The following is a 22,697-nucleotide window of genomic DNA, read 5'->3' on the forward strand; positions in this document are numbered from 1 at the left end:
CGGTCAGGACGCGGGCTCGGCGACGGGCTTGAGCAGGTACCCGCGGACGCCGGTCTTGCCGCACTCTGCGTGGACGGCCTGGAGCCCGCCCGTCTCGCGGAGGTCGACGCCCACGCACATGCCCTCCGCGCGCGTCGCCTCCGGGACGATGTCGAACACCCGCCCCGCCTTCGCCTGCCCGGCGGACTGCGTCAGCCCGAACCGCTGCATCGCGTCGTCGTCGCCGCACTCCGCCATGTGCAGGGCGGCGTCCTTCTCGCGGGAGTCGAGCGTCGCGCACCAGAGCTTCGAGGCCGGCGTCCACGCCCGGAGCTGGAACGTCCCCGCCGCGGCCCCCGCCCTGACGAGCTTGATCCGCTGGAGGTTGTCGTCGTCGGTGCACTTGTCCTGCGCGAGCTGCGGCTTCAACCGGTCGTCCGGCAGGACCGACAGGCAGTTGCCGGACTTCTCGTCGTCGGTCACCGGGGTGATCGTGTACCAGCCGGGCGCGGGCGGCGCCGGCTTCGGGCCCGCCTGGACCGTGGCCTTCGACGGCGCGGCCCGGTGCCCGCCCCCGCCGTCGCCGCCGAGGAGGTCCGGCAGGGTGGAGGCCACCACCGCGATCGTGATGATCGCCGGGGCCGCCACCAGCAGCGACACGCGCCGGTGCGGGGCGGGGACGCGGCGGGACGTCCGGCGGTGCCGGGGCGCCGCCGACGACGACCGCGCGTGCCGTCCCGACCCGGTCTCCCTGGGCTTTTCGGCGGGCCTTTCCGCCGGGTTCTCCTTCGCTTTCTCCACCGCCTTCTCGGGTGCGGGTTGCGGTCCCATGTTCAGCGCGGCGGGCCGTCCGGCGACGCGCCGGTCGCCGTCCGCCGGAACGGCGGCCGGCGCCCCGACCGCGGGCGCGGCGACCGCGGGTTCCGCGGGTGCGCAGAGGCGGTCGTGGACGCGCAGCCACCGGTCCCGCTCCTCGGGCACGAGGCCGCATGTGGTCACAAAAGCGGACAGCAGGACACGGTCCGGCAGCGTTTCCGCGCCGAGCATTCCCGCGACCCCGTCCGAAATGGTGATCCCGGCCGCGCGCAGCCGCTCGTCGATCTCGGAAAGCGGCAGGCCGGACCATTGGCGCAGGCGGCTCAGCAGAGCGAGGAGGTCGGCGGGGACGCGCGCCTCCTCCGGCTGCGGCACCGCCCTCGGAACCGCCAACGGTGTCCTTCCGTGTACGGGAACGCGGGTATTAGTGGGCATCGTAGCGATCTCCTGTCCCCTAATGGCTAATGTTCGTTATGCGGTCTTTGGCAAGATCAAGATCCATGGCGTCATGAGGTTCGGCGCCCGTCACAGGGAGGGGCCCGCGATGCCGGACTCCGGTGCTCAGCTCCCGCCCGCGCTCCGGCGTTCCGTCGAGACCCGGGTCGGCACCACGTTCGTTCTGCTCATGCAGCTCCGCGTGCTCGTCGTCGGGGTGACGGTCCTCGTGGACGGGCAGGTCCGCGGCGACCGGTGGGCGCTCGGCGTGCTGGTCCTCGCGGTGGTGGTGTCGGGTGTCGCGCTCGCGGGATGGGAGAAGGTCGTCCTGCGGCTGTTCGAGCAGCCCGCCCTGCTGGCCTTCGACGTCCTCATCGGCTACGCCGTGCTGCGCGTCGGCGGGATCTTCGGGCCGTACTTCCTCGTCACCGTCGTGACCGCGGGCCTCGCCGGACTCCTCTACCGGTGGCAGGTGACCGCGCTGCTGTGCGCGCAGCAGACCGTCCTGTACTACACGGCGCTCTACCGGAACGCCCCGGACGACGACGGCCGCGTCACGATGCCGCTGCTCCTCGTCCTGCCCGTGTTCTACGGCGTCGCCGCGCTGGTCGGGACGGTCCTGCGCCGCCTGTTCGACGAGCACGCCGCCGCCGAGGAGCGGCGCTGGCGGATGGAGGCCCTCGCCATGGCGGCCGAGGAGCGCACCCGGCTCGCCAGGGAGATGCACGACTCGCTGACCGCGACGCTGTCCGGGATCGCGCTGTCGGCGACCGGCCTGCCCGCCTGGGTCCGCAAGTCGCCGGACCGGGCCGCCGAGGAGGCGGCGCGGATCGCCACCGCCGCGCAGGTCGCCACCCGGGAGGCCCGCTCGCTGATCGCCGAGCTGCGCGACGAGGCGGGCGGGACGCCGCTCGCCGAGGCCGTCCGGGAACTCGCGGACGAGTGGCAGGGCCGCACCGGCGTCCCGGTCGGCGTCACCGCCGCGCCGGACGCCGACCTCCCGCCGCCCGCGCGGCGCGAGCTCGTGACGATCGTCCGGGAGGCGCTGGAGAACGTCCGGCGGCACGCCGAGGCGTCCCGGGTCGAGATCGCCACGCGCGCCGTCGCGGACGGGGTGCAGGTGCGCGTCCGCGACGACGGCCGGGGGCTGCCCGGACGCCCCGACGACCCCGGCTGGCTGGACGCGCTCGCCCGCGGCGGACACTACGGCCTCGTCGGGATGCACGAGCGGGCCGGACGCGCGGGCGGGCGGCTCGCGGTCGCCTCCGTCCCGGGCGGCGGCACCGAGATCACGGTGCTGGTCCCGGCGGCGGGCGCGGACGCCGAGCCCGCCCGCGCCGAGCTCGGGAGCGGCTGATGGGCGAGCCGCGGGCCCCGGACGCGCGCTACCGCGTCCTCGTCGTGGACGACAACACCTTCATTCGCGCCGGGCTCACGTCCGCGCTGGAGGCGACCGACGACATCGAGGTCGTGGGGGAGGCCGGGGACGGCCGGACCGCCGAGGAGATGGCGTGGCGGCTGACGCCCGACGTCGTCCTGCTCGACGTGCGGATGCCCCGGGTGGACGGGATCAGCGCCGCCGCCGTGCTCAGCAAGATCAGCCGGGTCATCATGCTGACCCAGGTGGACGACCCCGACGTGGTGCTGTCGGCCGTCCGCAACGGGGCCGTCGGGTACCTCGTGCACAACACCTTCACCGTGGACGAGCTGGCCGCCGCGATCCGCGACACCGTCCGGCACCGGGCCCACCCCCTCTCGCACGCGGCCAGCGCCGCCCTCATCGACGCCGCGCGGGCCGAGCGTCCCGCGGCGCCCGCCGCCGATCCGGCGGAGCGGCGCGCGCGGTACGGCCTTTCCGCCCGCGAGGCCGAGGTCATGGAACTGATCGTGCGCGGTCTGGCCAATCAGGACATCGCGGCCAAGCTATTTCTCACCGAGAAGACCGTCAAGAACTACATCAACCGCATATATGCGAAACTGGGCGCGCCGAACCGGGCCACCGCCATCGTGACCTGGATCGGGCTGCCGCCGGGCGGTTGAACTGCGCGTACGCGATTGGGGCCCGGGGCCGCCGGCGTTAGGGCCCTAGGGCCCTAACCGCGTCCGGCGCCCGCGCCCTAGCCTTTCGGACGAATGGTGAACACATCGGACGGTGCCTTTCTCCGGGCCGCCGTCTCATTTCGTCCCGGAGGTGCACCGTGCTTTTTCCGCCGCGCAACAGAATGGCCGCGGTCGGCGGCGGGATCGTGGCCGCCGGCTGCTCGCTCGCGCTCGCCGTCCCGTCGTCGTCGGCGCCGGGCCCGGACCCGTCCCGCGCGATCGCGCTCGGCGCGCTGGAGCGCTCCGCCCCGGCCGTCTCCTACACGAAGCCGGGGCCGCGCGACCGGGAGGGCGCCGCCGCGACGAAGGCGGCGAAGAAGCCGGTCCCGACCACGGCGGCGAAGCGCTACGGGTGGGGGCGCCCGATCGCCGTCGACGGGTTCCGCACGCTCGACCGGCGCGCGTGGGAGGTCTACGAGGGGCCGGGTAACAACGGGAAGGGCCGGCGCCTCGCCGGCGCCGTGACGGTGAAGGGCGGCGTCCTGCGGATCACCGGGACGCGCGGCGGCGACACCGGCGGCCTCGCCTGGCTGCGCGGCGCGCAGAAGGAGGGCCGCTGGGAGGCGCGGGTCAAGGTGAGCCGGGGCTGCGCCTGCTACAACGCGAACCTGCTGCTGTGGCCGGTCGACGGCGGCGGCGGGACGGACCCGCGCGGCGGCGGCGGTGAGATCGACTGGATGGAGACCTTCGGCGACCGCGGCCTGCGCGAGGGCACGAACTTCTTCCTGCACTACGGCCCCGAGGACGACCACCGGCGCAAGGACGCGCACGTCCGCGTCGACCTGCGGAAGTGGCACGTCTTCGCGGTGGAGTGGAACTCGCGGGGCGTGACCGGCTTCATGGACGGGCGGAAGACCTTCCACACCTCAGACCGCGCGGCGCTGCCGCCGGGGAAGATGGGGCAGGCCGTCCAGCTCGACTGGTTCCCCGGGCTCACCAAGCGGACGAAGCCCGGCGTCAGCCGGACGGCGCCCGTCACGATGTCGGTCGACTGGATCGCGATGTACCGTCCGTGAGCCCAGGGGCTTGAGGGGGCTATCTCACGATCTGCCAGAGCTGGTTCTCGCGGCGCAGGACGAACTTGTCCTGGAGGGTGCTCGCCACCATGGAGCCGCTCGTCCAGTGCAGGGCATTGAAGGGGATGACCGCCTCCTCGCCCACGATCCGGCCGCCCTTCACCGTGACGGTGCGGAGGGCCTCGCGCTCCGCCGGGCGGACGAGGTGCGGCGTGTTGCGCACCCCCCGTTCGCAGTTGCCCTTGAGCGCGTCGCCGCGGACGAACTTCCCTCCCGGGGCGACGTAGCGGCAGACCGCCGGATCCCCGGCCGCCTGCCCGCGCAGGAACGCCTGGAGCGCCTGCCGCGCGCCCTTGATCCCCGGTTGCATCGCCGGGTCGGTGGAGCGCTCGACCGGCTTCGGCGAGCTCTCCGCGCCGGTGGGCTCGCCGGACGAGGCGGTGGGCGAGGCGGCGGACGACGCGCCCGCCTCGGCGCCCTTGGAGCCGCCGCCGGAATCGTCGCCCGAGCAGCCGGTGAGGGCGGCGGCGAGGAATGCCAGCGCGAGCGCCGTCCCGGCGAGGCCGTGAGGTCCGTGACCGGCATGGGCGGCGAATCGTCGGGCCATGGGATGCCTCCATGAACGCGGGGTGTCCGGACAATGCCCGGCGGCCGCCTTTCACCATGATCAGGCGGCCAGCCGAAGATTAACGCCTTTCCCGGTCGGTGACCAGAGGTCAGAACACGGGCCAGATCGGCGCGGACACGCGCCGTCCCGCCGCCCGCCGGACCAGCGCGGGCAGGGCCCCCTATTCCCGAATCGGGGCCCTAGGGCCCTGGGCCCGGGAATTGCGCGCCCGTAGCGTCTCCGGTCGACGGCAAGACCAGCGGGAGGGGAATTCCTCGTGAAAGGGAGCGCGGAACTCGCGGCACCGGGCGCGCCGCTCGCCGTATCCGGCTACGGCCGCGGCGGCGGCGCGTTTTCCGCGCGCGTCCCGCGCCGCGCGGCCTCCGGGCCCGGCGCCCTGCCCGGGGGCGGGCGCCGACCCGGCGGCCCGCGGTCCGCCGCACCGGCGGCCCGCCGACGGTCCTGTGGTCCGCCGCTCCGCCGACCCTGTGGTCCGCCGGACCGGCGGCCCGGCGTCTATCGCTCCGCCGGGCGGGTGGTCCGGTGAATTCCATCGAAGTGATATGGACCACGTTTTCCGGAACGTTCCGCCGGTCGGCGTTCCGCATTTCAGGCTCATCGCGGGCCCGGGTTCCCGTTGATTTCCGGCCGCCAATGGCGCATTGCGCTCCGCGCATTCCCGCCGGTTATCGGTTGATCGCCGGGACGGCCGTGCACCGACCGTGACAACGCGGCGACGCTGGCGGGCTTGTGCGCCCCGGAGCCATCCACTACGCATGTGCACCGTGGTTCTCCGCCGCCCCCGCCACCACACCGGACACCCCGCCCGGTGCGGAGGACCACCGAGAGGTGATGCCCATGGACCCGCGGAAACTCAAAGACAATTTCGCCCTGGTGGGCGCGAACGGCGTCGAGGTCGCCGAATATTTCTACGCCGACCTTTTCGCGCGGGCGCCGCAGCTCAGATCGCTGTTCCCGGCCGGGATGGGGCGCCAGCACGAGGTGCTGCTCGCCGCGCTGTCCCAGATCGTCTCGTCCGTCGACGACCCCGACACGCTCGTCCCGTTCCTACGGGACCTCGGCAAGCGGCACGTCGGCTTCGGCGTCACCGCCGAGCACTACGCGCCGGTCGGCGCGAGCCTGCTCGCCACCCTCGCCTACTTCACCGGCCCCGGCTGGGACGCCGCGCTCGAACGCGACTGGACGGCCGCCTACGGCCTCGTCGCCCAGGTCATGACGGAGGCGGCCGCCGAGCAGGCCGTCTGAATCCGCCGTGGACGCCCAGCGCCTCAAGGACAGCTTCGCCCGCGTGGCGGAGCAGGGCGACGCGGTCGCCCTCTTCTTCTACTCCGACCTGTTCGTCCGCAACCCGCACCTGCGGGACATGTTCCCCATCGGGATGAGCCACCAGCGCGACAAGCTGCTGCGCGCCCTCGGGACCATCGTCGCCCAGGTCGACGACCTGCCCGCGCTCGTCCCGTTCCTCCAGCAGCTCGGCCGCGACCACCGCAGGTTCGGGATCATCGCCGAGCACTACCCGCACGTCGGCGCCAGCCTCGTCGCCACCTTGCGGCACTTCTCCGGGACGTCCTGGAACGAGGACGTCGAGAGCGACTGGAACGCCGCCTACGGCCTGGTCGCCAAGGTCATGCTCGAAGCCGCCGACGAGGACTCGCTGAGCAGCCCCGCCTGGTGGAACGGCCAGGTCGTCGCGGTCGAACGGCGCCGGTTCGACATCGCCGTCCTGCGCGTCCAGCCGGACCGGCCGCTGCCCTACCGGCCGGGCCAGTCGGTCGCGCTGGAGGTGCCGTCGCGGCTGCGGCACTGGCGGTACTACTCGATGGCGAACGCGCCGCGTCCCGACCAGACCGTGGACTTCCACGTCCGGCTGGTGGACGGCGGCCCGGTGAGCCCCGTCCTCGTGCGCGGGACGGAGACCGGCGACCGCGTCCGGATGGGCGCGCCCGTCGGCACCCTCACCCTGGACGAGGAGTCCGGGCGGGACGTCCTGCTCGTCGCGGGCAGCACCGGCCTCGCCCCGCTGAAGGCGATCCTGGAGCAGATCGCCCGCCGCCCCGCCCCGCCGCGCGTCCACCTGTTCTTCGGCGCCCGCACCCGCGACGGCCTCTACGACCTGGAGGACCTGACCAAGATGGCGGGCCGGTTCCCCTGGCTCAGGGTGGTGCCCGCCGTGTCGGACGAGTCGGGCGGGCACGGCTTCTCCACCGTCCTCCAGTCCGGGCCGCCGCCGGGCGCGCAGCCCGCGTCGCGGTCCTGGTTCGACGTCCCCGGCCCGCCCTCCCCGGGCGCCCAGCCGCCGGGCGCGCCGCCGGGCGTGTCCCCGGGCGTGCCGCCGGACGGGGGCGACGGCGTGGAGCACGGGAACCTGTCGGACGTCGTGGCGCGGCACGGTCCGTGGGACGGCCACGACGCCTACGTGTGCGGACCGGCCGCGATGGTCGGGCACACCGTCGAGCAGCTCGCGCGGCTCGGCGTCCCAAGGGACCGCATCCGGCTGGAAACCTTCGCAGACGCACAGAGGTGAGCGCGATGAACTCCCCGAACCTTCCCGTCGTCTCCGAGGGAACGCGGCTGACCCCGGGCGAGCTCCACTCCGTGGTGTTCGCCCGGGCGGCGCTCGGCCGCCGCGGCTACGACGAGGAGCAGGTCCGCAACTTCCTCGCCTACGTCGAGCGGGAGCTCGTCCAGATCTTCAACGACCAGGCGGTGCTCGCCGACGAGGTGAACCGGCTGCGCGCCCAGGCCGCCAAGGGGACCCGCGGCGTGATGGCGCCCGAGGACGCGCACTTCCAGGCCGTCCGGATCCTGTCGCAGGCGCAGCAGACCGCCGACCTGTACGTGGCGGACGCCGAGCGCTACACCCGCGAGCTCGCCCACGAGGCGCGGCTGCAGCGGGAGGCGATCCTGTCCGACGCGAAGGGCCGCGCCGAGCAGATGCTGGAGGACGCGCACCGCAAGGCCGTCGCCGTCGCGGAGGCGGCCGTCCGGCACGCCGAGCAGGCGCCGCCGCCCGCGGCGTCCCGCGCCGGGGCCATGCCGGACGGAACCAGGGGCATGCCGGACGGCGCCCGGGGCATGCCGGACGACGAGCGCCTCGCCCTCCAGCGCGAGGTCGCCTACCTGCGCACCTACAGCGACGTCTACCGCAGCCACCTGCGCAGCTACCTGGAGGCCCTGCTGCGCAACGTCGCCGAGTGGGAGGCGTCCGAACAGTCCTCCCTGCCCCGCTGACCTGGGGTTCGCGGTCTCGCGGCCGCGGTTTCGCGTGGTCGCGGTTTCGCGCGGCGCGCCCCTGGGGGCAGACTGTGCCGCCGGGCGGACACCTTCTGTAAAACTGGGGGCGCTATGGAATATGTGATCGTCATCGCCGCGCTGGCGGCCGTCGCGCTGATCGCGGGCGGCGTCTGGCTGCTCGGGCCCCGCCGCACCCGGCCGCGCCCGCCCGTCGAGCGTCCCGCGGAACGGACCGGCGGCGCCACCGCCGTCGACGAGGCGGAGGCGGGCGCGACCGTCGCCGAGCGCCCGCCCGTGGAGGCGGCGCCGCCCGTCGTCGAGATCGAGAAGCCGCCGCCGGGCGCCGGGCGGCTCGTCCGGCTGCGGGCCCGGCTCGCGCGCTCCCAGAACACGTTCGGCAAGACCCTCCTCGGCCTGCTGTCCCGCGACACGCTGGACGACGACGCCTGGGAGGAGATCGAGGACACCCTGATCACCGCCGACATGGGCACGACCGTCGCCCGGCAGGTCACCGACGACCTGCGCACGCGGGTCCAGGTCCTCGGGACGCGCAGCCCCGAGGAGGTGCGCGCGATGCTCAAGGAGGAGCTGGTCAAGCAGATCGGCCCCGACCTCGACCGCTCGCTGCACACCGACGCGCCGGGGGAGCGTCCCGCCGTGATGATGGTCGTCGGCGTCAACGGCACCGGCAAGACCACCACGTGCGGCAAGCTCGGCCGCGTCCTCGTCGGGGACGGCAAGACCGTCGTGCTCGGCGCCGCCGACACCTTCCGCGCCGCCGCCGCCGACCAGCTGGAGACCTGGGGGACGCGGGTCGGGGCGCAGGTCGTCCGGCGCGGCGAGGGCGCCGACCCGGCGAGCGTCGCCTTCGACGCCGTCAAGCAGGGCATCGACTCCAAGGTCGACGTGGTCATCGTCGACACCGCGGGCCGCCTGCACACCAAGACCGGCCTGATGGACGAGCTGGGCAAGGTCAAGCGCGTCGTGGAGAAGCAGGCCATGGTCGACGAGGTCCTCCTCGTCCTGGACGCGACGACCGGGCAGAACGGCATGCAGCAGGCCCGCGTGTTCGCCGAGGTCGTCAACATCACCGGCGTCGTCCTGACCAAGCTGGACGGCACCGCGAAGGGCGGCATCGTCGTCCAGGTGCAGCGGGAGCTGGGCGTGCCGGTCAAGCTCGTCGGCCTCGGCGAGGGCCCGGACGACCTCGCCCCGTTCGAGCCCGAGGCGTTCGTGGACGCGATCCTGGGGGACTGAAATCCCGCCGATGATTCGGTAGATCCGGTTTGTGAGGTTCCGGAAACACCGGTGAAACACACCGGTACGGGGTTTCACATCACCGAAACACCCGAGTCCTCCCGGTGAAACCGCCGCGTCCGAATCTCTGAGCAGTCGTGTTCTCCGGCGAGGAGGGACTGTCTCGGAGATGAAGATCGATAGCGGTAGTACCGCATGGATGCTGACGAGCAGCGCGCTCGTCCTGCTCATGACGCCCGGCCTGGCCTTCTTCTACGGGGGCATGAGCCGGGCGAAGAGCGTCCTCAACATGATGATGATGAGCTTCGTCAGCATCGCCGTCGTCGGGATGGCGTGGGTCGTCTACGGCTACTCCCTCGCCTTCGGCGACGGCGGCCCGGTCGGCTCGTTCGTCGGCGGGTTCGGCGACCTCGGGCTCGTCGGCCTGGAGAAGGCGGCGACGGCGGGCGACGGGACCGGCGTCCCGCAGCTCGTCTTCGCCGCCTTCCAGGCGACGTTCGCCATCATCACGGTCGCGCTCATCAGCGGCGCCGTCGCCGACCGCGCCAAGTTCGGGGCCTGGGTCGTGTTCTCCCTGGCCTGGGTGACGCTCGTCTACCTCCCGATCGCGCACTGGGTCTGGTGGACGGACGGCAAGGGCGGCTCCGGCTGGCTGTTCGACCTCGGCGCCCTGGACTTCGCGGGCGGGACGGTCGTCCACATCAACGCGGGCGTCGCGGCGCTGGCGCTGGTCCTCGTCCTCGGCCGCCGCAAGGGCTGGCCGCGGGAGCCGATGCGGCCGCACAACCTGCCGTTCGTCCTGCTCGGCGCCGGGCTGCTGTGGTTCGGGTGGTTCGGGTTCAACGCGGGGTCGGCGCTGTCGTCGGGCGCCACCGCGGCCGTCGCGTTCGTCAACACGCTCGCCGCGGCCTGCGCCGCCGCGGTCGCCTGGATCGTCGTCGAGAAGGTGCGGGACGGCGCGTCCACCACGCTCGGGATCGCGTCCGGCATCGTCGCCGGGCTCGTCGCGGTGACCCCGGCGTGCGCGTTCGTGACGCCGCTCGGCGCGATCGCCCTCGGGCTCGTCGCGGGCGCGGTCTGCGCGTTCGCCGTCAGCCTCAAGTACAAGCTGGGCTACGACGACGCGCTCGACGTCGTCGGCGTCCACATGGTCGGCGGGATCGTCGGCGCCCTGCTCATCGGCCTCCTCGCGACCACCGCCGTCAACGGCGCGGGCGCCGACGGGCTGCTCGCGGGCGGCGGGTTCGGGCTGCTCGGCAAGCAGGCGGTCGCCGTCCTCGCGACCCTCGCCTACTCGTTCGTCGTCACGTTCGCCATCGCGAAGGTCATCGACCTGGTCATGGGCTTCCGGATCAGCGTGGACGACGAGACGGCGGGCATCGACGGAACGGTGCACGCGGAGACGGCCTACGACTTCGGCTCCATCCGCGCGGGCACCGCCTCGGGCGCGGGCCCCGGCGCCACCGCCGCGCCGCACGTCCGGGCCACGGCCACCGAGACCGCCGCGAAGAAGGTTGAGGCGAAGAAATGAAGCTGATCACGGCGGTCATCAAGCCGTTCAAGCTGGACGAGGTCAAGAAGGCCCTGGAGGCGTTCGGCGTCAGGGGCATGACGGTCAGCGAGGCCAGCGGCTACGGCCGCCAGAAGGGCCACACCGAGGTCTACCGGGGCGCCGAGTACCAGGTCGACCTCGTCCCGAAGCTCCGGATCGAGGTCCTGGTCGAGGCCGCGGACGCCGACGACATCATCGACGTCATCGTCAAGGCGGCCCGCACCGACAAGATCGGCGACGGCAAGGTCTGGGCCGTCCCGGTCGACTCGGTGGTCCGAGTCCGCACCGGCGAAACCGGCCCCGAGGCCCTGTAATGCCTACCCCACCCAACCACCCCCACCCACCCCACACGGTCAGGTCCCAAACCTCCCAATCCCAGCCGGACCAATCCCAGCCGGGCTGGTCCGAGCCGGGCCGGTCCCAGCCGGGCCGGTCCCAGCCGGGCCGGTCCCAGCCGGGCCGATCCCGGCCGGGCTGGTCCGAGCCGGGCTGGTCCGAGCCGGGTCGGACTCAGCCGGGCCGGGCTCAGCCGGGGCGGTCCCAGTCGGGTCGGACTCAGCTGGGTCGGACTCAGATGGGTCGGACTCAGCCGGGGCGGTCCCAGCCGGGTCGGTCCGAGCGGGGTCGGACGGACCGGACCCAGACAGGCCGGGCTCAGCCGGGGCGGTCCGAGCCGGGCCGGACCCAGATGGGCCGGGCTCAGCCGGGCCGGGCTCAGTCGGGCTGGTCCCAGTCGGGCCGGACTCGGACGGGCCGATCCCAGACAGGCCGGGGCTCGGCGGGGCGGCACCAGGCGGTAGTCAGGCGGTATGTCGGCGGCTGGCGTGTCGGAGGGTGACTTGTCGGGGGATCGTCCGGTGACGGAGAGCTCGGCCATGGCCCGCTCGGCAAACGCGCGCGCGGCCCGCGCGGCCCTCGCGGCGGCGCGGGCCGCGCGCGCCGCCGAACTGGACCACTGGCTCGCCACCCTCCTCCCGGACGAGACCGGGAACGACACCGGGGTCGTCGCGGGAAACAGCGGGGAGGACATCACAAGGGACGGTGCGGGGCACATCACCGCGGACGTCGCGCTCGCCGCGGTCGGCAGTCACGCCCGCCGCGAGCTGACCCCCGGCGGTGACCTCGACTTGGTCCTCCTCCACCGCGACGCCCCCGGCGTGGCGGCGGTCGCGGAGCGGATCTGGTACCCGATCTGGGACTCCGGACTCCGGCTCGACCATTCCGTCCGCACCGTGAGCGAGGCGCGGACCGTCGCCCGCCAAGACTTGAAGGTCGCGCTCGGCCTCCTGTCCGCGCGCCACGTGGCGGGCGCCCCCGCGATCGTGGACGAACTGCGCGCCGCCGTCCTCGCCGACTGGCGGGCGGACGCCCCCGTCCGGCTGGCCGAGCTGTCCGCGCTGACCCGCGAGCGGTGGGAGGCACAGGGCGAGCTGGCGTTCCTGCTGGAGCCCGACCTGAAGGAGGCGCACGGCGGCCTGCGGGACGTCCACGCCATGAACGCGGTCGCCGCGTCGTGGGTCGCGTCCGTGCCCGGCTCCCGCGTCCGCGCCGCGCACGACCTCCTCCTGGACGTCCGGCACGCCCTCCACGAGACCACCGGCCGGTCTTCGGACCGCCTCGTCCTCCAAGAACAAGACCCAGTCGCCCACGCCCTCGGCCTGCCGGACGCGAACGCCCTCCAACGCTCCATCGCCGAAGCCGCCCGCACGATCGCCTACACAAGCACCCACCTATGGCGCCGCGTAGACCGCTACACCCGCAAACGCCGCAAGCCCACCCCCCACCCCACCACCGGCAACGGCCGCCACCTCGCCGTACTCAACCGCGACCCCACCGAGGATGGAGAACACCCCACCAACGCCAACCACACCCCACCCGAGGCCGAGAACCGCTTCGCCAGCGACAATCCCAGCTCCACCAGCGACGACCACCGCCCCCCTGACATCGACCGCCATCCCCCCAACGCCGAACCCAGCCCCATCGACGATGACCGCCGTCCCGCCGGGCTCGACCGCGACTCCGCCGGGAATGAAGGGCAGCGCGCCGAGGGCGACCGCAGTCCTGCGGGAATCAAAGACCCCTTGGCCGGGGATGACCGTCACGACGATGACCGCCGTCCCGCCGGACCCGATCGCGACTCGGTCCCGGACGAGGGGCGGTCCGCTGACGACGAGCGCAGCCCCGCAGGAAGCGAAGGCCGTTTCGCTGGGCATGAACGCCGCCCCATTGACGATGACCGTCGCGCTGACATCGAGAGAGCCGCCGCCGGGGGCGAAGGTCGTCTTGTTGGGCGGACGCGTCGTGCTGTCTTGGGTGGACGCCGTCTTGGTGACGGTGGCGGGCGTTTTGGTGGAGTCGAGCGGCGGCCGGTGGGGGACGGGGCCGTCGAACATGACGGCGAGGTCGTCCTCGCTCGTGGCGCCGACCTGAGCGACCCGGCGCTCGTGCTCCGCGTCGCCGCTGCCGCAGCCCAAGAGGGACTGCCGCTCGCGCCCGCGACCGTCGCCCGGCTCGCTGAGGGCGCCGCCCTTCCAGGCTCGCCGTGGCCGATCGGAGCGCGCGACGCCCTCGTGTCGCTGCTCGGCGCGGGCCCGGCGGCCATCGGCGTATGGGAGGCGCTCGACCAGGCAGGGCTTGTCGTCCGCCTGCTGCCCGAGTGGGAACGTGTCCGGAACCGCCCTCAGCGCAACCCAGTCCACCGCTTCACCGTCGACCGTCATCTGGTGGAGACGGCCGCGGGCGCCGCCGCGCTCACTCGCGAGGTCTCCCGTCCCGACCTCCTCCTCGTGGGCGCGCTCCTCCACGACATCGGGAAGGGCCGCCCCGGCGATCACTCGGTCAGCGGCGCGGCCGTCGCCCGCGACATCGCCGCCCACCTCGGGTTCCCGGACGACGACGTCCGCGTGCTGGAGACCGTCGTCCGGCACCACCTGCTCCTCCCGGAGACCGCGACCCGCCGCGACCTCGACGACCCGATGACCGTCCGCTCGGTGACCGACGCGCTGTCCGCCGTGCCCGGCCGTGAGCGCGAAACCCTCGACCTCCTCGCCGCTCTCGCCGTGGCCGACGGCACCGCCACCGGCCCCGCCGCCTGGGGCGCGTGGAAAGCCGGGCTGGTCGCCGAACTGGCCCGCCGCGCCGCCGCGGCCCTCTCCGGTGGGACGCCGCCCGCCCCCGTCCTGGACCCCGCCCACCTGGCACTGGCCCGCCACGACGGCGCCGCCGTCCGCGTCATCGGCCCCCGCGTCACCATCGCCGCGCCGGACCGTCCCGGCCTCCTCTGGCGCGCGGCCGGAGTCCTCGCCCTCCACCGGCTGGCGGTGAAGACGGCCCGCACGGTCTCGTCCACTCCCGGCGGACACCGGGCGGGCGGGACGGCCGTGCTCGACTTCACCGCCGTCCCCGAGTTCGGGACGCCGCCGGACCCGGCCGATCTGGAGGCCGACCTGCGCCGCATGCTCGCGGACCGCCTCGACGTCGCCGAACGCCTGGAGCGCCGCGCCCGATCGGCACGGACGCCCCGTCCCGGAATGACCGTCCCACCGCCCCGCGTGGTGATCGTGGACGACGCGTCCCGCACGGCGACCGTCGTCGAAGTCCGCGCGCACGACCGCCCGGGCCTGCTGTGGCGGATCGGCCGGACGCTCGGTGCCTGCGGCCTCCAGGTCCGCGCCGCGCAGGTAGACACGCTGGGCGCGGAGGCCGTCGACGTCTTCTATGTGGTCGACGAGACCGGCCTCCCCCTGAACGACCCCGCCGCCCTAGCCCACCTCCGCTCCCGCGTCCTAGCCACCCTCCACTAACCCCCCCGGCCTGAGTAGGCGGTTGGGCGGCTCGGTTCCGGTGGGCTCAGCGGGCGCGGTCTGCGGACGGGCGGGCGGGCTGGGCGGGCCCCTTGGCGAACGGGCTTTGCCGGACGGGCAGGATGCGGCCGGTGACCCGATACGCTGATAAGCGATCCCAGAAGCTTTCAAGGACGGTCCAGACACGTGTTCGAGACGCTCTCCGACCGGTTGACGACGGTCTTCTCCTCGCTGCGCAGCAAGGGCAGGCTCTCCGAGGCAGACATCAACGCCACGGCCCGCGAGATCCGTGTCGCGCTGCTTGAGGCCGACGTCGCGCTGCCCGTCGTCAAGGACTTCATCGCCGAGGTCAAGGAGCGGGCGCGGGGCGCGGAGGTCTCGCAGGCGCTGAACCCGGCGCAGCAGGTCGTCAAGATCGTCAACGAGGAGCTCATCAACATCCTCGGCGGCGAGACGCGCCGGATCCGGCTGGCCAAGAACCCGCCGACCGTGATCATGCTCGCCGGTCTGCAGGGCGCCGGTAAGACGACCCTCGCGGGCAAGCTGGCCCGCTGGCTGAAGCAGGAGGGGCACGCGCCGCTGCTCGTGGCCGCCGACCTGCAGCGTCCGAACGCCGTCCAGCAGCTCCAGGTCGTCGGCGAGCGGGCCGGGGTGCCGGTGTTCGCGCCCGAGCCGGGCAGCGGCGTCGGCGACCCGGTGGACGTGTCGCGCCGGTCCATCGAGCAGGCCAGGCACGCCCAGCACGACGTCGTCGTCATCGACACGGCGGGACGCCTCGGCGTCGACACCGAGATGATGCAGCAGGCCATCGACATCCGGGACGCCGTCAAGCCCGACGACGTCCTGTTCGTCGTCGACGCCATGGTCGGCCAGGACGCCGTCAACACCGCGCAGGCGTTCATGGACGGCGTCGGCTTCGACGGCGTCGTCCTCACCAAGCTCGACGGCGACGCGCGCGGCGGCGCGGCCCTGTCGGTCCGGCACGTCACCGGACGTCCGATCATGTTCGCCTCGACGGGCGAGAAGCTTGAGGACTTCAGCGTCTTCCACCCGGACCGCATGGCGGGCCGGATCCTCGACATGGGCGACATCCTCACCCTGATCGAGCAGGCCGAGCAGGCGTTCGACGCCGAGCAGGCCGAGAAGATGTCGAGCAAGTTCGCCTCGGGCGAGGACTTCACGCTCGAGGACTTCCTCGAGCAGATGATGATGATCCGCAAGCTCGGCCCGATCGGGAACCTGCTCGGGATGATGCCCGGCATGGGCCAGGTCCGCGACCAGATCAGCCAGATCGACGACCGCGACCTGGACCGCATCGCCGCGATCATCCGCTCGATGACCCCGCAGGAGCGCAGCCAGCCGAAGATCATCAACGGTTCGCGGCGGGCCCGCATCGCCGCCGGATCCGGCGTCAGCGTCGGTGAGGTCAGCAGCCTCGTCACCCGGTTCTTCGACGCGCAGAAGATGATGCGCCAGATGGCGGGCGGCATGGGCATCCCCGGCATGCCGGGCGGCCGCCGGAAGGCCACGAAGGCGGCGAAGGCGGCCAAGAACAAGAAGGGCAAGCAGCGCAGCGGCGACCCGCGCAAGCGCGCCGCCGGCAAGCCCCGCCAGGACCAGCAGCCCGCCGCGGACGGCGCTCCCCAGGGCCTTCCCCCAGGTCTGGGCGGCACCCCCGGCAGCAAGCCGGGCGCGCTCCCGCCGGGCCTGGGCGGCCAGCTCCCGCCCGGCTTCCAAATGCCCGATCTGGGCAAGCTCCAGAGCCGCAAGAAGAAGTAACCACACCTGCGTCGGCGGAATGCGGGGCGCGCGGGTGACCCTGTCCGCTCGCGTCACAGCACGTGGCGGAGCGGCCCTGACCTCCGGGCGAACGCCGGTGTCGGAAAGAGCCCGGTCCGCGGTGTCGACACAGGAGCGCGCGATTGCGCTTTTGGCGTCATCGTCTGGCAGAATGACACGCTGGAAACCCGGAGTCGCCAGGCGCCCTCTCTCGTCCTGTGCGGCCGGAGTCCATGGGCGGCCGTGAGCCGGTGTTCCCCACCTGGCACGGGCCCGTCCACCCTGTAATGAAGTCTGGAGTACACCACACCCGTGGCAGTCAAGATCAAGCTGAAGCGTCTGGGGAAGATCCGGAACCCGCAGTACCGGGTCGTCGTCGCCGACGCCCGCACCAAGCGTGACGGGCGTGCGATCGAGGAGATCGGGCTCTACCACCCCAAGGAAGACCCGTCCCTCATCAAGATCGACTCTGAGCGGGCGCAGTACTGGCTCGGCGTCGGCGCGCAGCCGACCGAGCCCGTCCTCAACCTGCTGAAGATCACCGGCGACTGGCAGAAGTTCAAGGGCGAGCCGGGCGCCGAGGGCACCCTCAAGGTCGCCGAGCCCAAGGCCGACAAGAAGGCCGCGTTCGAGGCCGCGGTCAAGGAGTCGCTGGGCGAGGACGAGGCCGCCGCCACCGCGACCCGGAGCAAGAAGAAGGCCGAGCCGAAGAAGTCCGAGGCGAAGGCCGCCGAGAACACCGAAGCTAAGAGCGAGGGCTGACGTGCTCGAAGAAGCGCTCGAGCACCTGGTCCGCGGGATCGTGGAGAACCCGGACGACGTCCGGGTCCGCGCCCGCCGGATCAGGGGCGGCCGGGTCCTTGAGGTGCGCGTGCACCCCGAGGACCTCGGAAAGGTCATCGGCCGCAGCGGTCGCACCGCCAAGGCCCTCCGCACCGTGATCAGCGCCCTTTCCGGGGGCCGGTACGTGCGTGTCGACCTCCTCGACGTCAACGAGGTCCGCTGAGTGGCGTCCCGATGAGCGAACCGCTCGTGGTGGGACGGATCGGACGGCCGCACGGAATACGCGGTGAGATCACCGTCGACGTCCGCACGGACGAGCCGGAGTCCCGGTTCGCCGTCGGCGCGGAGATCCGCACCGACCCGGCGGCCGCCGGCCCCCTCACCGTCGAGCGTGCCCGCTGGCATTCGGGACGCCTGCTCCTGCGCTTCGCCGGGGTCGGCGACCGGGACGCCGCGGAGGCCCTCCGCGGCGTCTGGCTCGTCGTCGACCCCGACGACATCCCCCCGTCCGCCGACCCGGACGACTTCCACGACCGGGAGTTGATCGGTCTCGCCGTCGTCACGGCGGACGGCGCGGATGTCGGCCGCGTCGCCGACGTCCTCCATCACGGCCAGGACCTCCTCGTCGTGACCGGACCGGCAGGGGAGACGCTGGTCCCGTTCGTGGCCGCGCTCGTCCCCGAGGTGGACGTCCCCGGGGGGCGGCTCGTGATCGACCCGCCCCCCGGACTGCTCGACGGCCCATGAGACTCGACATCGTCACGATCTTCCCCGAGTACTTCGCCGCCCTCGACATCTCCCTCATCGGCAAGGCGCGGCGGACGGGGCTGCTGGACGTCCACGTCCACGACCTCCGCGACTGGACCCACGACCGGCACCGCACCGTCGACGACACCCCCTACGGCGGCGGCCCCGGCATGGTCATGAAGCCGGACCCCTGGGGCGAGGCCCTCGACGCCATCGCCCCTCCCGCACCACCATCCGGACAAGATCAACCTCCTTCCGAACCAGGTCCCTCAGGACCGTCCGCCTCAGACGACCACCCAGAGCCGCTCTCGGAACCAGCCCCGTCGCCACCGGACAGCTCCGCGCCCCGCACTTCCGGGCCGCCCGAAATGTCCGCATTTTCTGGCTTCCACCCGCCTGGTCCGTCCGCTGCCTCCGTCTCGCGGACGCCGGGTGCCTCCTCGTCTTCTGGAGCTGTCCCGCGGCTGGTCATCCCGACCCCGAGCGGGCGGCCGTTCACCCAGGCGCTGGCCGCCGAATACGCGTCCGAGCCCTGGCTGCTGTTCGCCTGCGGACGCTACGAGGGCATCGACTCGCGCGTCGCCGACGAGGCCCGCACCCGCATGCCCGTGGACGAGATCAGCCTCGGTGACTTCGTGCTCGCCGGGGGAGAGGTCGCCGTCCTGGTCATGGTCGAGGCGATCGGGCGCCTGCTTCCCGGCGTCCTCGGCAACGCCGACTCGATCGCCGACGACTCCTTCGCGCCCGGCGCCATGGAGTCGCTGCTGGAGGGCCCCGTGTACACGAAGCCCCCGGTCTGGCGAGAACGGCGCGTCCCGGACGTCCTCCTGTCGGGGCACCACGGCGCGATCGCCCGCTGGCGGCGGGACGAGGCGCTCCGCCGCACCGCGCGGCACCGTCCGGAGCTTCTCGCGCGCCTCGCCCCCGAGTCCCTCGACGAGCGGGACCGGGAGGTCCTCCGTGCTGCCGGTTTTCCGGTTGACGGCGAACGTATGGCAGACTAGAGCGTCCGTGCGTCCAGACCGCACGGCGCCCCAGGACCACTTTCCGCGGCGCGACGCCCCCACGCCAGACCTGCCGGGGCCTCTCGACGCCCGCGTTCGACCATGAGGAACCGCTGCGATGCACACCCTGATCCAGGAGATCGAGAAGGCCGCGATGCGCACCGACGTCCCGGACTTCCGTCCGGGCGACACCCTGAAGGTGCATGTGCGCGTCACCGAAGGCAACCGGAGCCGAATTCAGGTCTTCCAGGGCGTGGTGATCCGGCGCCAGGGCGGCGGCGCCCGCGAGACCTTCACCGTCCGCAAGGTGAGCTACAGCGTCGGCGTCGAGCGGACCTTCCCGCTCAACAGCCCCTCCATCGACAAGATCGAGGTCGTGACGCGCGGCGACGTCCGCCGCGCCAAGCTGTACTACCTGCGGAACCTGCGCGGCAAGGCCGCGCGCATCAAGGAGAAGCGCGACCACTGAGCCGATGAACGATGACGCCCCGGGAACCCGCGACGGTGACCGGGGCGTTGCCCGTTTCGGACGGAGATGGTCGGCCAGGACGGCGGCGACACGCCCGCGTGCGGCGTCCCGCGTGCCGCGCGCCGCTAGGCTTTCGCTCTGATGACTGACGAGGACGATCGGAGAGACGTGCGATCCGAAGCCGAGGGCGCGGTGCCCGAAGAGAAGGAGCCCGTGGACTCGACCGAGGACGCGGCCGACGACTCCGAAGACGACGCCAAGGGCAAAAAGAAGAAGCGGCAGGGCTCGTTCTGGAAAGAGCTCCCCGTCCTCATCGTCGTCGCCGTCGTGCTCGCCCTCGTCATCAAGGCGTTCGCGGTCCAGGCGTTCTACATCCCGTCCGGTTCGATGGAGAACACCCTCCAGGTCGGCGATCGCGTCCTCGTCAACAAGATCGTCTACCACACCCGCGACATCGCCCGCGGTGACGTCATCGTCTTCAACGGCCTCGACTCCTGGGACCCGGAGGTCCAGGTCAAGGAGCCGGGCAACCCCGTCTCCAAGGCGCTGCGCGCCGTCGGCACCGCCTTCGGCGTCGCGCCCAACGAGAAGGACTACATCAAGCGCGTCATCGGCATCCCCGGCGACCACGTCAAGTGCTGCGACGCCCAGGGCCGCGTCACCGTCAACGGCGTCCCGCTGGACGAGAACTCCTACCTTTACACCGACCCGATCACGCACGAGCGGAACAAGCCGTCGAACGACCCCTTCGACGTCACCGTGAAGCCGGGTCAGTTGTGGGTCATGGGCGACCACCGCGAACTCTCCTTCGACTCCCGCTCCCACCGCGGCGACCCGGGCGGCGGCACCATCCCGATCGACCGCGTGATCGGCCGCGCCTTCGTCATCGTCTGGCCCCTCGACCGCATGGACAACCTCCCGATCCCGGACACGTTCAAGCAGAAGGCCCTCGAAAAGTCCTCCGCCGCGGCCCTTCCCGCCACGCCGTACGCCCTGGGCGTCATCGGCACCCTGCCCCTCGCCTACCTCCTGCGTCGCCGCCGCCTGAGAGACTCCTGACGGCAACGGCCGACCCCGCACAGGACCGCGACGCGCAGCACACGGCCGACCAGCCGAAGCCACCGCGCCCACCCACGACGCCGCCGTCCCACGGCCCACAACCCCAGGTCGACCGGACAATGCCACCCCGCCAACCCGGGCCGTTGATCACCCGCAGCGCATAACGCCTGCTCGACCCGACGGTGCGGACCCGTCAGGCCGGGCCGTTGATCACCCGCAGCGCATAGCGCCTGGATAGCTCGGTGGTGTGGGCTCGCTGGTCCGGGTTGTTGACCATCCGCAGCGCATGGCGCCCGGTCAGGTCGGCGGTGCGGGTCTGCCGGGCTGGGTGGTTGATCATCTGCCGCGCATGGCGCCTGGTCGGATCGGCGGTGCGGGGCCGCTGGGATGGACTTTTGATCATCTGCCGCGCATGGCGTGTGGTCGGGTCGGTGGTGTGGGCCCGCTGGGCTGGGGTGTTGACCATGCGCAGCGCATGGCGCCTGGTCGGGTCGGCGGTGTGGGTTCGGCAGGCCGGGGCGTTGATCGGCGGGGGTGTGGAAGGCGGAATCGGGGCGGTGCGGCCGAGTGGGGCTCTGGTCGAGCGCTGCGCGTAACACGTCGTCGGGTGGGTGGTGTTGCTGCACTGGGGCGGCGCGTTGGGTGACGGTTGTGTGTAGCGCCCTACCGGTTTGGGGATGTGGGCAGGTCAAGGCGGGGGCTGATTCCGTGTACTCGGTCATCGCGATTCCTCTGAGCAGGTGTCTGGGATGGGGGTGATCAGGGCCATGGCGGGAAGGATGCGGATCGGCGAGCGGCGGCCGGGGACGGGGACGTACGCTGCGGAGCATGAAGGGTCGCCCACTTCGTTTCACGCCGCGTCGTGACGCGGGGTTGCACGCGTACGAGCGCGTTCTGGAGCATGCCGGGTTCAGCCCGGTGGCCGGGGTCGACGAGGCGGGACGGGGGGCGTGCGCCGGGCCGCTGGTCGTCGGCGCGGTGATCCTTCAGGGCGGACGGGGCAGGATCGACGGCCTCACCGACTCCAAGATGCTCACTCCAGCGCGCCGCGAGGAGCTCTATGAGGAGATCACCCGGCGCGCCTACGCCTGGAGCGCCGTCGTCATCCCGTGCCACGACATCGACCGGATCGGCCTCCACCGCTGCAACGTCACGGGGATGCGCCGGGCCCTGGCTGCTCTGGACAAGCGGCCCGGCTACGTACTCAGCGACGGCTTCCCCGTCCCCGGCCTGGACGTCCCCGGCCTCCCGATGATCAAGGGCGACCAGGTTGCGGCGTGCGTCGCGGCGGCGTCGATCGTCGCGAAGGTCACCCGGGACCGGATCATGGTGGACCTCCACGAGCGGTACCCGGAGTACGGCTTCGACCTTCACAAGGGATACGTCACCCGCGCGCACGGCAAGGCGCTCTCGGTGCACGGACCCTGTCCAGAGCATCGGTTCTCCTACGTCAACGTTGGGCGTGCCTTGCGTAACAATGGAGAGGTGGCCTTGGAGGAGGAGACCGAAGGAGAGGTCCCCGGCGAGGGCCGGACGGAAGGGGCACGAGCGTGAGCGCCGAGGATCTCGAGAAGTACGAGACCGAGATGGAGCTGCAGCTCTATCGCGAGTACCGCGACGTGCTCGGGCTGTTCAGCTACGTCGTCGAGACCGAGCGCCGGTTCTACCTCACCAACTCCGTGGACCTCCAGGTGCGCAGCGTCGAGAACGGCGAGGTCTACTTCGAGGTCACGATGCAGGACGCCTGGGTCTGGGACATGTACCGCCCCGCCCGCTTCGTCAAGAACGTGCGTGTCGTCACCTTTAAGGACGTCAACGTCGAAGAACTCGCCAAAAGCGACTTCGAACTCCCGTCCGACCAATAGCCGTCTCCCGCCTGGACGCGGCTGACCACCCCCTGGCCAGGACAGACTCGGCCTCCTCCAAAGCGATCGGACCTCCTCAGAACTGCGGTCGTTCGACTCCTGACGTGTTGGGCTGACCGGCGAAAACGGTGGGAACCCGTAGTCGCGGATTGCGAAGGGCCGCCCTCCTTC

Annotated in this window: 22 protein-coding genes; 19 read left to right on the forward strand and 3 right to left on the reverse strand. The window is 72.4% G+C overall.

Annotated features, from left to right (window positions below):
- Positions 1-3 precede the first annotated feature (3 nt).
- A complete protein-coding gene (locus ACH01S_RS43150; RefSeq protein WP_169809183.1) occupies positions 4-1,188 on the reverse strand; it encodes a hypothetical protein in 1,185 nt (394 codons plus the stop codon).
- Positions 1,189-1,339: 151 nt separating this feature from the next.
- On the opposite strand from ACH01S_RS43150, the gene ACH01S_RS41770 reads away from it, so the two are divergent.
- The 3 genes from ACH01S_RS41770 to ACH01S_RS00585 all read left to right on the forward strand — a co-directional run bounded on the left by ACH01S_RS41770 (position 1,340) and on the right by ACH01S_RS00585 (position 4,346).
- Positions 1,340-2,587: a sensor histidine kinase gene (locus ACH01S_RS41770; protein WP_169809184.1), complete on the forward strand. Its 1,248-nt coding sequence runs from the start codon at positions 1,340-1,342 to the stop codon at positions 2,585-2,587.
- Complete coding sequence (locus ACH01S_RS00580) at positions 2,587-3,270, forward strand: response regulator transcription factor (RefSeq protein WP_067883930.1); 684 nt, start codon at positions 2,587-2,589, stop codon at positions 3,268-3,270. Before ACH01S_RS41770 ends, ACH01S_RS00580 begins: the two co-directional genes overlap by 1 nt.
- Before the next feature lie 158 nt (positions 3,271-3,428).
- A complete protein-coding gene (locus tag ACH01S_RS00585; protein ID WP_148344547.1) occupies positions 3,429-4,346 on the forward strand; it encodes a glycoside hydrolase family 16 protein in 918 nt (305 codons plus the stop codon).
- Between the two features lie 19 nt (positions 4,347-4,365).
- Here the strand turns inward: ACH01S_RS00585 and ACH01S_RS00590 are convergent, their stop codons facing one another.
- Positions 4,366-4,953 carry a hypothetical protein gene (locus ACH01S_RS00590; RefSeq protein ID WP_067883934.1) on the reverse strand — a complete coding sequence of 196 codons (588 nt, stop codon included), beginning with the start codon at positions 4,951-4,953 and terminating at the stop codon, positions 4,366-4,368.
- Positions 4,954-5,811: 858 nt separating this feature from the next.
- On the opposite strand from ACH01S_RS00590, the gene ACH01S_RS00595 reads away from it, so the two are divergent.
- The 14 genes from ACH01S_RS00595 (at position 5,812) to lepB (ending at position 20,661) form a co-directional block, all read left to right on the forward strand.
- Entirely contained in the window at positions 5,812-6,219 is a 408-nt protein-coding gene (locus tag ACH01S_RS00595) for a globin domain-containing protein (RefSeq protein ID WP_067883936.1), read from the forward strand.
- A gap of 7 nt (positions 6,220-6,226) precedes the next feature.
- Positions 6,227-7,498: a globin domain-containing protein gene (locus ACH01S_RS00600; RefSeq protein WP_067883939.1), complete on the forward strand. Its 1,272-nt coding sequence runs from the start codon at positions 6,227-6,229 to the stop codon at positions 7,496-7,498.
- A gap of 5 nt (positions 7,499-7,503) precedes the next feature.
- Positions 7,504-8,205 (forward strand): DivIVA domain-containing protein, encoded by a 702-nt coding sequence (locus tag ACH01S_RS00605; protein WP_067883942.1) that lies wholly within the window; start codon positions 7,504-7,506, stop codon positions 8,203-8,205.
- A gap of 114 nt (positions 8,206-8,319) precedes the next feature.
- Positions 8,320-9,465: a signal recognition particle-docking protein FtsY gene (ftsY, locus tag ACH01S_RS00610; protein ID WP_067883944.1), complete on the forward strand. Its 1,146-nt coding sequence runs from the start codon at positions 8,320-8,322 to the stop codon at positions 9,463-9,465.
- A gap of 169 nt (positions 9,466-9,634) precedes the next feature.
- Positions 9,635-10,996: an ammonium transporter gene (locus ACH01S_RS00615; RefSeq protein ID WP_067883946.1), complete on the forward strand. Its 1,362-nt coding sequence runs from the start codon at positions 9,635-9,637 to the stop codon at positions 10,994-10,996.
- Complete coding sequence (locus ACH01S_RS00620; RefSeq protein WP_067883948.1) at positions 10,993-11,331, forward strand: P-II family nitrogen regulator; 339 nt, start codon at positions 10,993-10,995, stop codon at positions 11,329-11,331. Before ACH01S_RS00615 ends, ACH01S_RS00620 begins: the two co-directional genes overlap by 4 nt.
- A 561-nt stretch (positions 11,332-11,892) precedes the next feature.
- A complete protein-coding gene (locus tag ACH01S_RS45070) occupies positions 11,893-14,820 on the forward strand; it encodes a [protein-PII] uridylyltransferase family protein (RefSeq protein WP_246236877.1) in 2,928 nt (975 codons plus the stop codon).
- 186 nt (positions 14,821-15,006) lie between these two features.
- Positions 15,007-16,599: a signal recognition particle protein gene (ffh, locus tag ACH01S_RS00630; RefSeq protein WP_067883950.1), complete on the forward strand. Its 1,593-nt coding sequence runs from the start codon at positions 15,007-15,009 to the stop codon at positions 16,597-16,599.
- Between the two features lie 312 nt (positions 16,600-16,911).
- Complete coding sequence (gene rpsP, locus ACH01S_RS00635) at positions 16,912-17,361, forward strand: 30S ribosomal protein S16 (protein WP_067883953.1); 450 nt, start codon at positions 16,912-16,914, stop codon at positions 17,359-17,361.
- A 1-nt stretch (position 17,362) separates the two neighbouring features.
- A complete protein-coding gene (locus tag ACH01S_RS00640; protein ID WP_021598307.1) occupies positions 17,363-17,605 on the forward strand; it encodes an RNA-binding protein in 243 nt (80 codons plus the stop codon).
- Between the two features lie 11 nt (positions 17,606-17,616).
- Positions 17,617-18,129 carry a ribosome maturation factor RimM gene (gene rimM / locus ACH01S_RS00645; RefSeq protein ID WP_067883956.1) on the forward strand — a complete coding sequence of 171 codons (513 nt, stop codon included), beginning with the start codon at positions 17,617-17,619 and terminating at the stop codon, positions 18,127-18,129.
- Entirely contained in the window at positions 18,126-19,133 is a 1,008-nt protein-coding gene (gene trmD, locus ACH01S_RS00650; protein ID WP_067883958.1) for a tRNA (guanine(37)-N(1))-methyltransferase, read from the forward strand. Before rimM ends, trmD begins: the two co-directional genes overlap by 4 nt.
- A 118-nt stretch (positions 19,134-19,251) precedes the next feature.
- Positions 19,252-19,602 carry a 50S ribosomal protein L19 gene (gene rplS, locus ACH01S_RS00655; protein ID WP_067883960.1) on the forward strand — a complete coding sequence of 117 codons (351 nt, stop codon included), beginning with the start codon at positions 19,252-19,254 and terminating at the stop codon, positions 19,600-19,602.
- A gap of 168 nt (positions 19,603-19,770) precedes the next feature.
- The gene (gene lepB / locus ACH01S_RS00660) at positions 19,771-20,661 is read left to right on the forward strand and encodes a signal peptidase I (RefSeq protein WP_246236879.1); all 891 of its coding nucleotides are present in this window, start codon (positions 19,771-19,773) and stop codon (positions 20,659-20,661) included.
- Between the two features lie 193 nt (positions 20,662-20,854).
- On the opposite strand, the gene ACH01S_RS43155 is transcribed toward lepB, so the two are convergent.
- Positions 20,855-21,127 carry a hypothetical protein gene (locus tag ACH01S_RS43155; protein ID WP_148344548.1) on the reverse strand — a complete coding sequence of 91 codons (273 nt, stop codon included), beginning with the start codon at positions 21,125-21,127 and terminating at the stop codon, positions 20,855-20,857.
- A 362-nt stretch (positions 21,128-21,489) separates the two neighbouring features.
- Here ACH01S_RS43155 and ACH01S_RS00665 point away from each other — a divergent pair, with 362 nt between their 5' ends.
- Both ACH01S_RS00665 and ACH01S_RS00670 read left to right on the forward strand, forming a co-directional pair.
- Positions 21,490-22,215, forward strand: coding sequence for a ribonuclease HII (locus ACH01S_RS00665; protein WP_067883966.1), 726 nt, complete (start codon positions 21,490-21,492; stop codon positions 22,213-22,215).
- Positions 22,212-22,526 carry a DUF2469 domain-containing protein gene (locus ACH01S_RS00670; protein WP_067883967.1) on the forward strand — a complete coding sequence of 105 codons (315 nt, stop codon included), beginning with the start codon at positions 22,212-22,214 and terminating at the stop codon, positions 22,524-22,526. The genes ACH01S_RS00665 and ACH01S_RS00670 overlap by 4 nt, the downstream gene beginning before the upstream one ends.
- Positions 22,527-22,697 lie beyond the last annotated feature (171 nt).

This window comes from Actinomadura chibensis NBRC 106107 (assembly GCF_001552135.1).
In the GTDB taxonomy this organism is placed as follows: Bacteria; Actinomycetota; Actinomycetes; order Streptosporangiales; family Streptosporangiaceae; genus Spirillospora; species Spirillospora chibensis.

Bases quoted from the DNA above. Each gene is read 5' to 3' on its own strand.
- ACH01S_RS41770 (WP_169809184.1), top strand. From the start codon at position 1,340: ATGCCGGACTCCGGTGCTCAGCTCCCGCCCGCGCTCCGGCGTTCCGTC.
- ACH01S_RS00580 (WP_067883930.1), top strand. From the start codon at position 2,587: ATGGGCGAGCCGCGGGCCCCGGACGCGCGCTACCGCGTCCTCGTCGTG.
- ACH01S_RS00590 (WP_067883934.1), bottom strand. From the start codon at position 4,953: ATGGCCCGACGATTCGCCGCCCATGCCGGTCACGGACCTCACGGCCTC.
- ACH01S_RS00595 (WP_067883936.1), top strand. From the start codon at position 5,812: ATGGACCCGCGGAAACTCAAAGACAATTTCGCCCTGGTGGGCGCGAAC.
- ACH01S_RS00605 (WP_067883942.1), top strand. From the start codon at position 7,504: ATGAACTCCCCGAACCTTCCCGTCGTCTCCGAGGGAACGCGGCTGACC.
- ftsY (WP_067883944.1), top strand. From the start codon at position 8,320: ATGGAATATGTGATCGTCATCGCCGCGCTGGCGGCCGTCGCGCTGATC.
- ACH01S_RS00615 (WP_067883946.1), top strand. From the start codon at position 9,635: ATGAAGATCGATAGCGGTAGTACCGCATGGATGCTGACGAGCAGCGCG.
- ACH01S_RS00620 (WP_067883948.1), top strand. From the start codon at position 10,993: ATGAAGCTGATCACGGCGGTCATCAAGCCGTTCAAGCTGGACGAGGTC.
- ACH01S_RS45070 (WP_246236877.1), top strand. From the start codon at position 11,893: ATGGCCCGCTCGGCAAACGCGCGCGCGGCCCGCGCGGCCCTCGCGGCG.
- rimM (WP_067883956.1), top strand. From the start codon at position 17,617: ATGAGCGAACCGCTCGTGGTGGGACGGATCGGACGGCCGCACGGAATA.
- trmD (WP_067883958.1), top strand. From the start codon at position 18,126: ATGAGACTCGACATCGTCACGATCTTCCCCGAGTACTTCGCCGCCCTC.
- rplS (WP_067883960.1), top strand. From the start codon at position 19,252: ATGCACACCCTGATCCAGGAGATCGAGAAGGCCGCGATGCGCACCGAC.
- ACH01S_RS43155 (WP_148344548.1), bottom strand. From the start codon at position 21,127: ATGGTCAACACCCCAGCCCAGCGGGCCCACACCACCGACCCGACCACA.
- ACH01S_RS00665 (WP_067883966.1), top strand. From the start codon at position 21,490: ATGAAGGGTCGCCCACTTCGTTTCACGCCGCGTCGTGACGCGGGGTTG.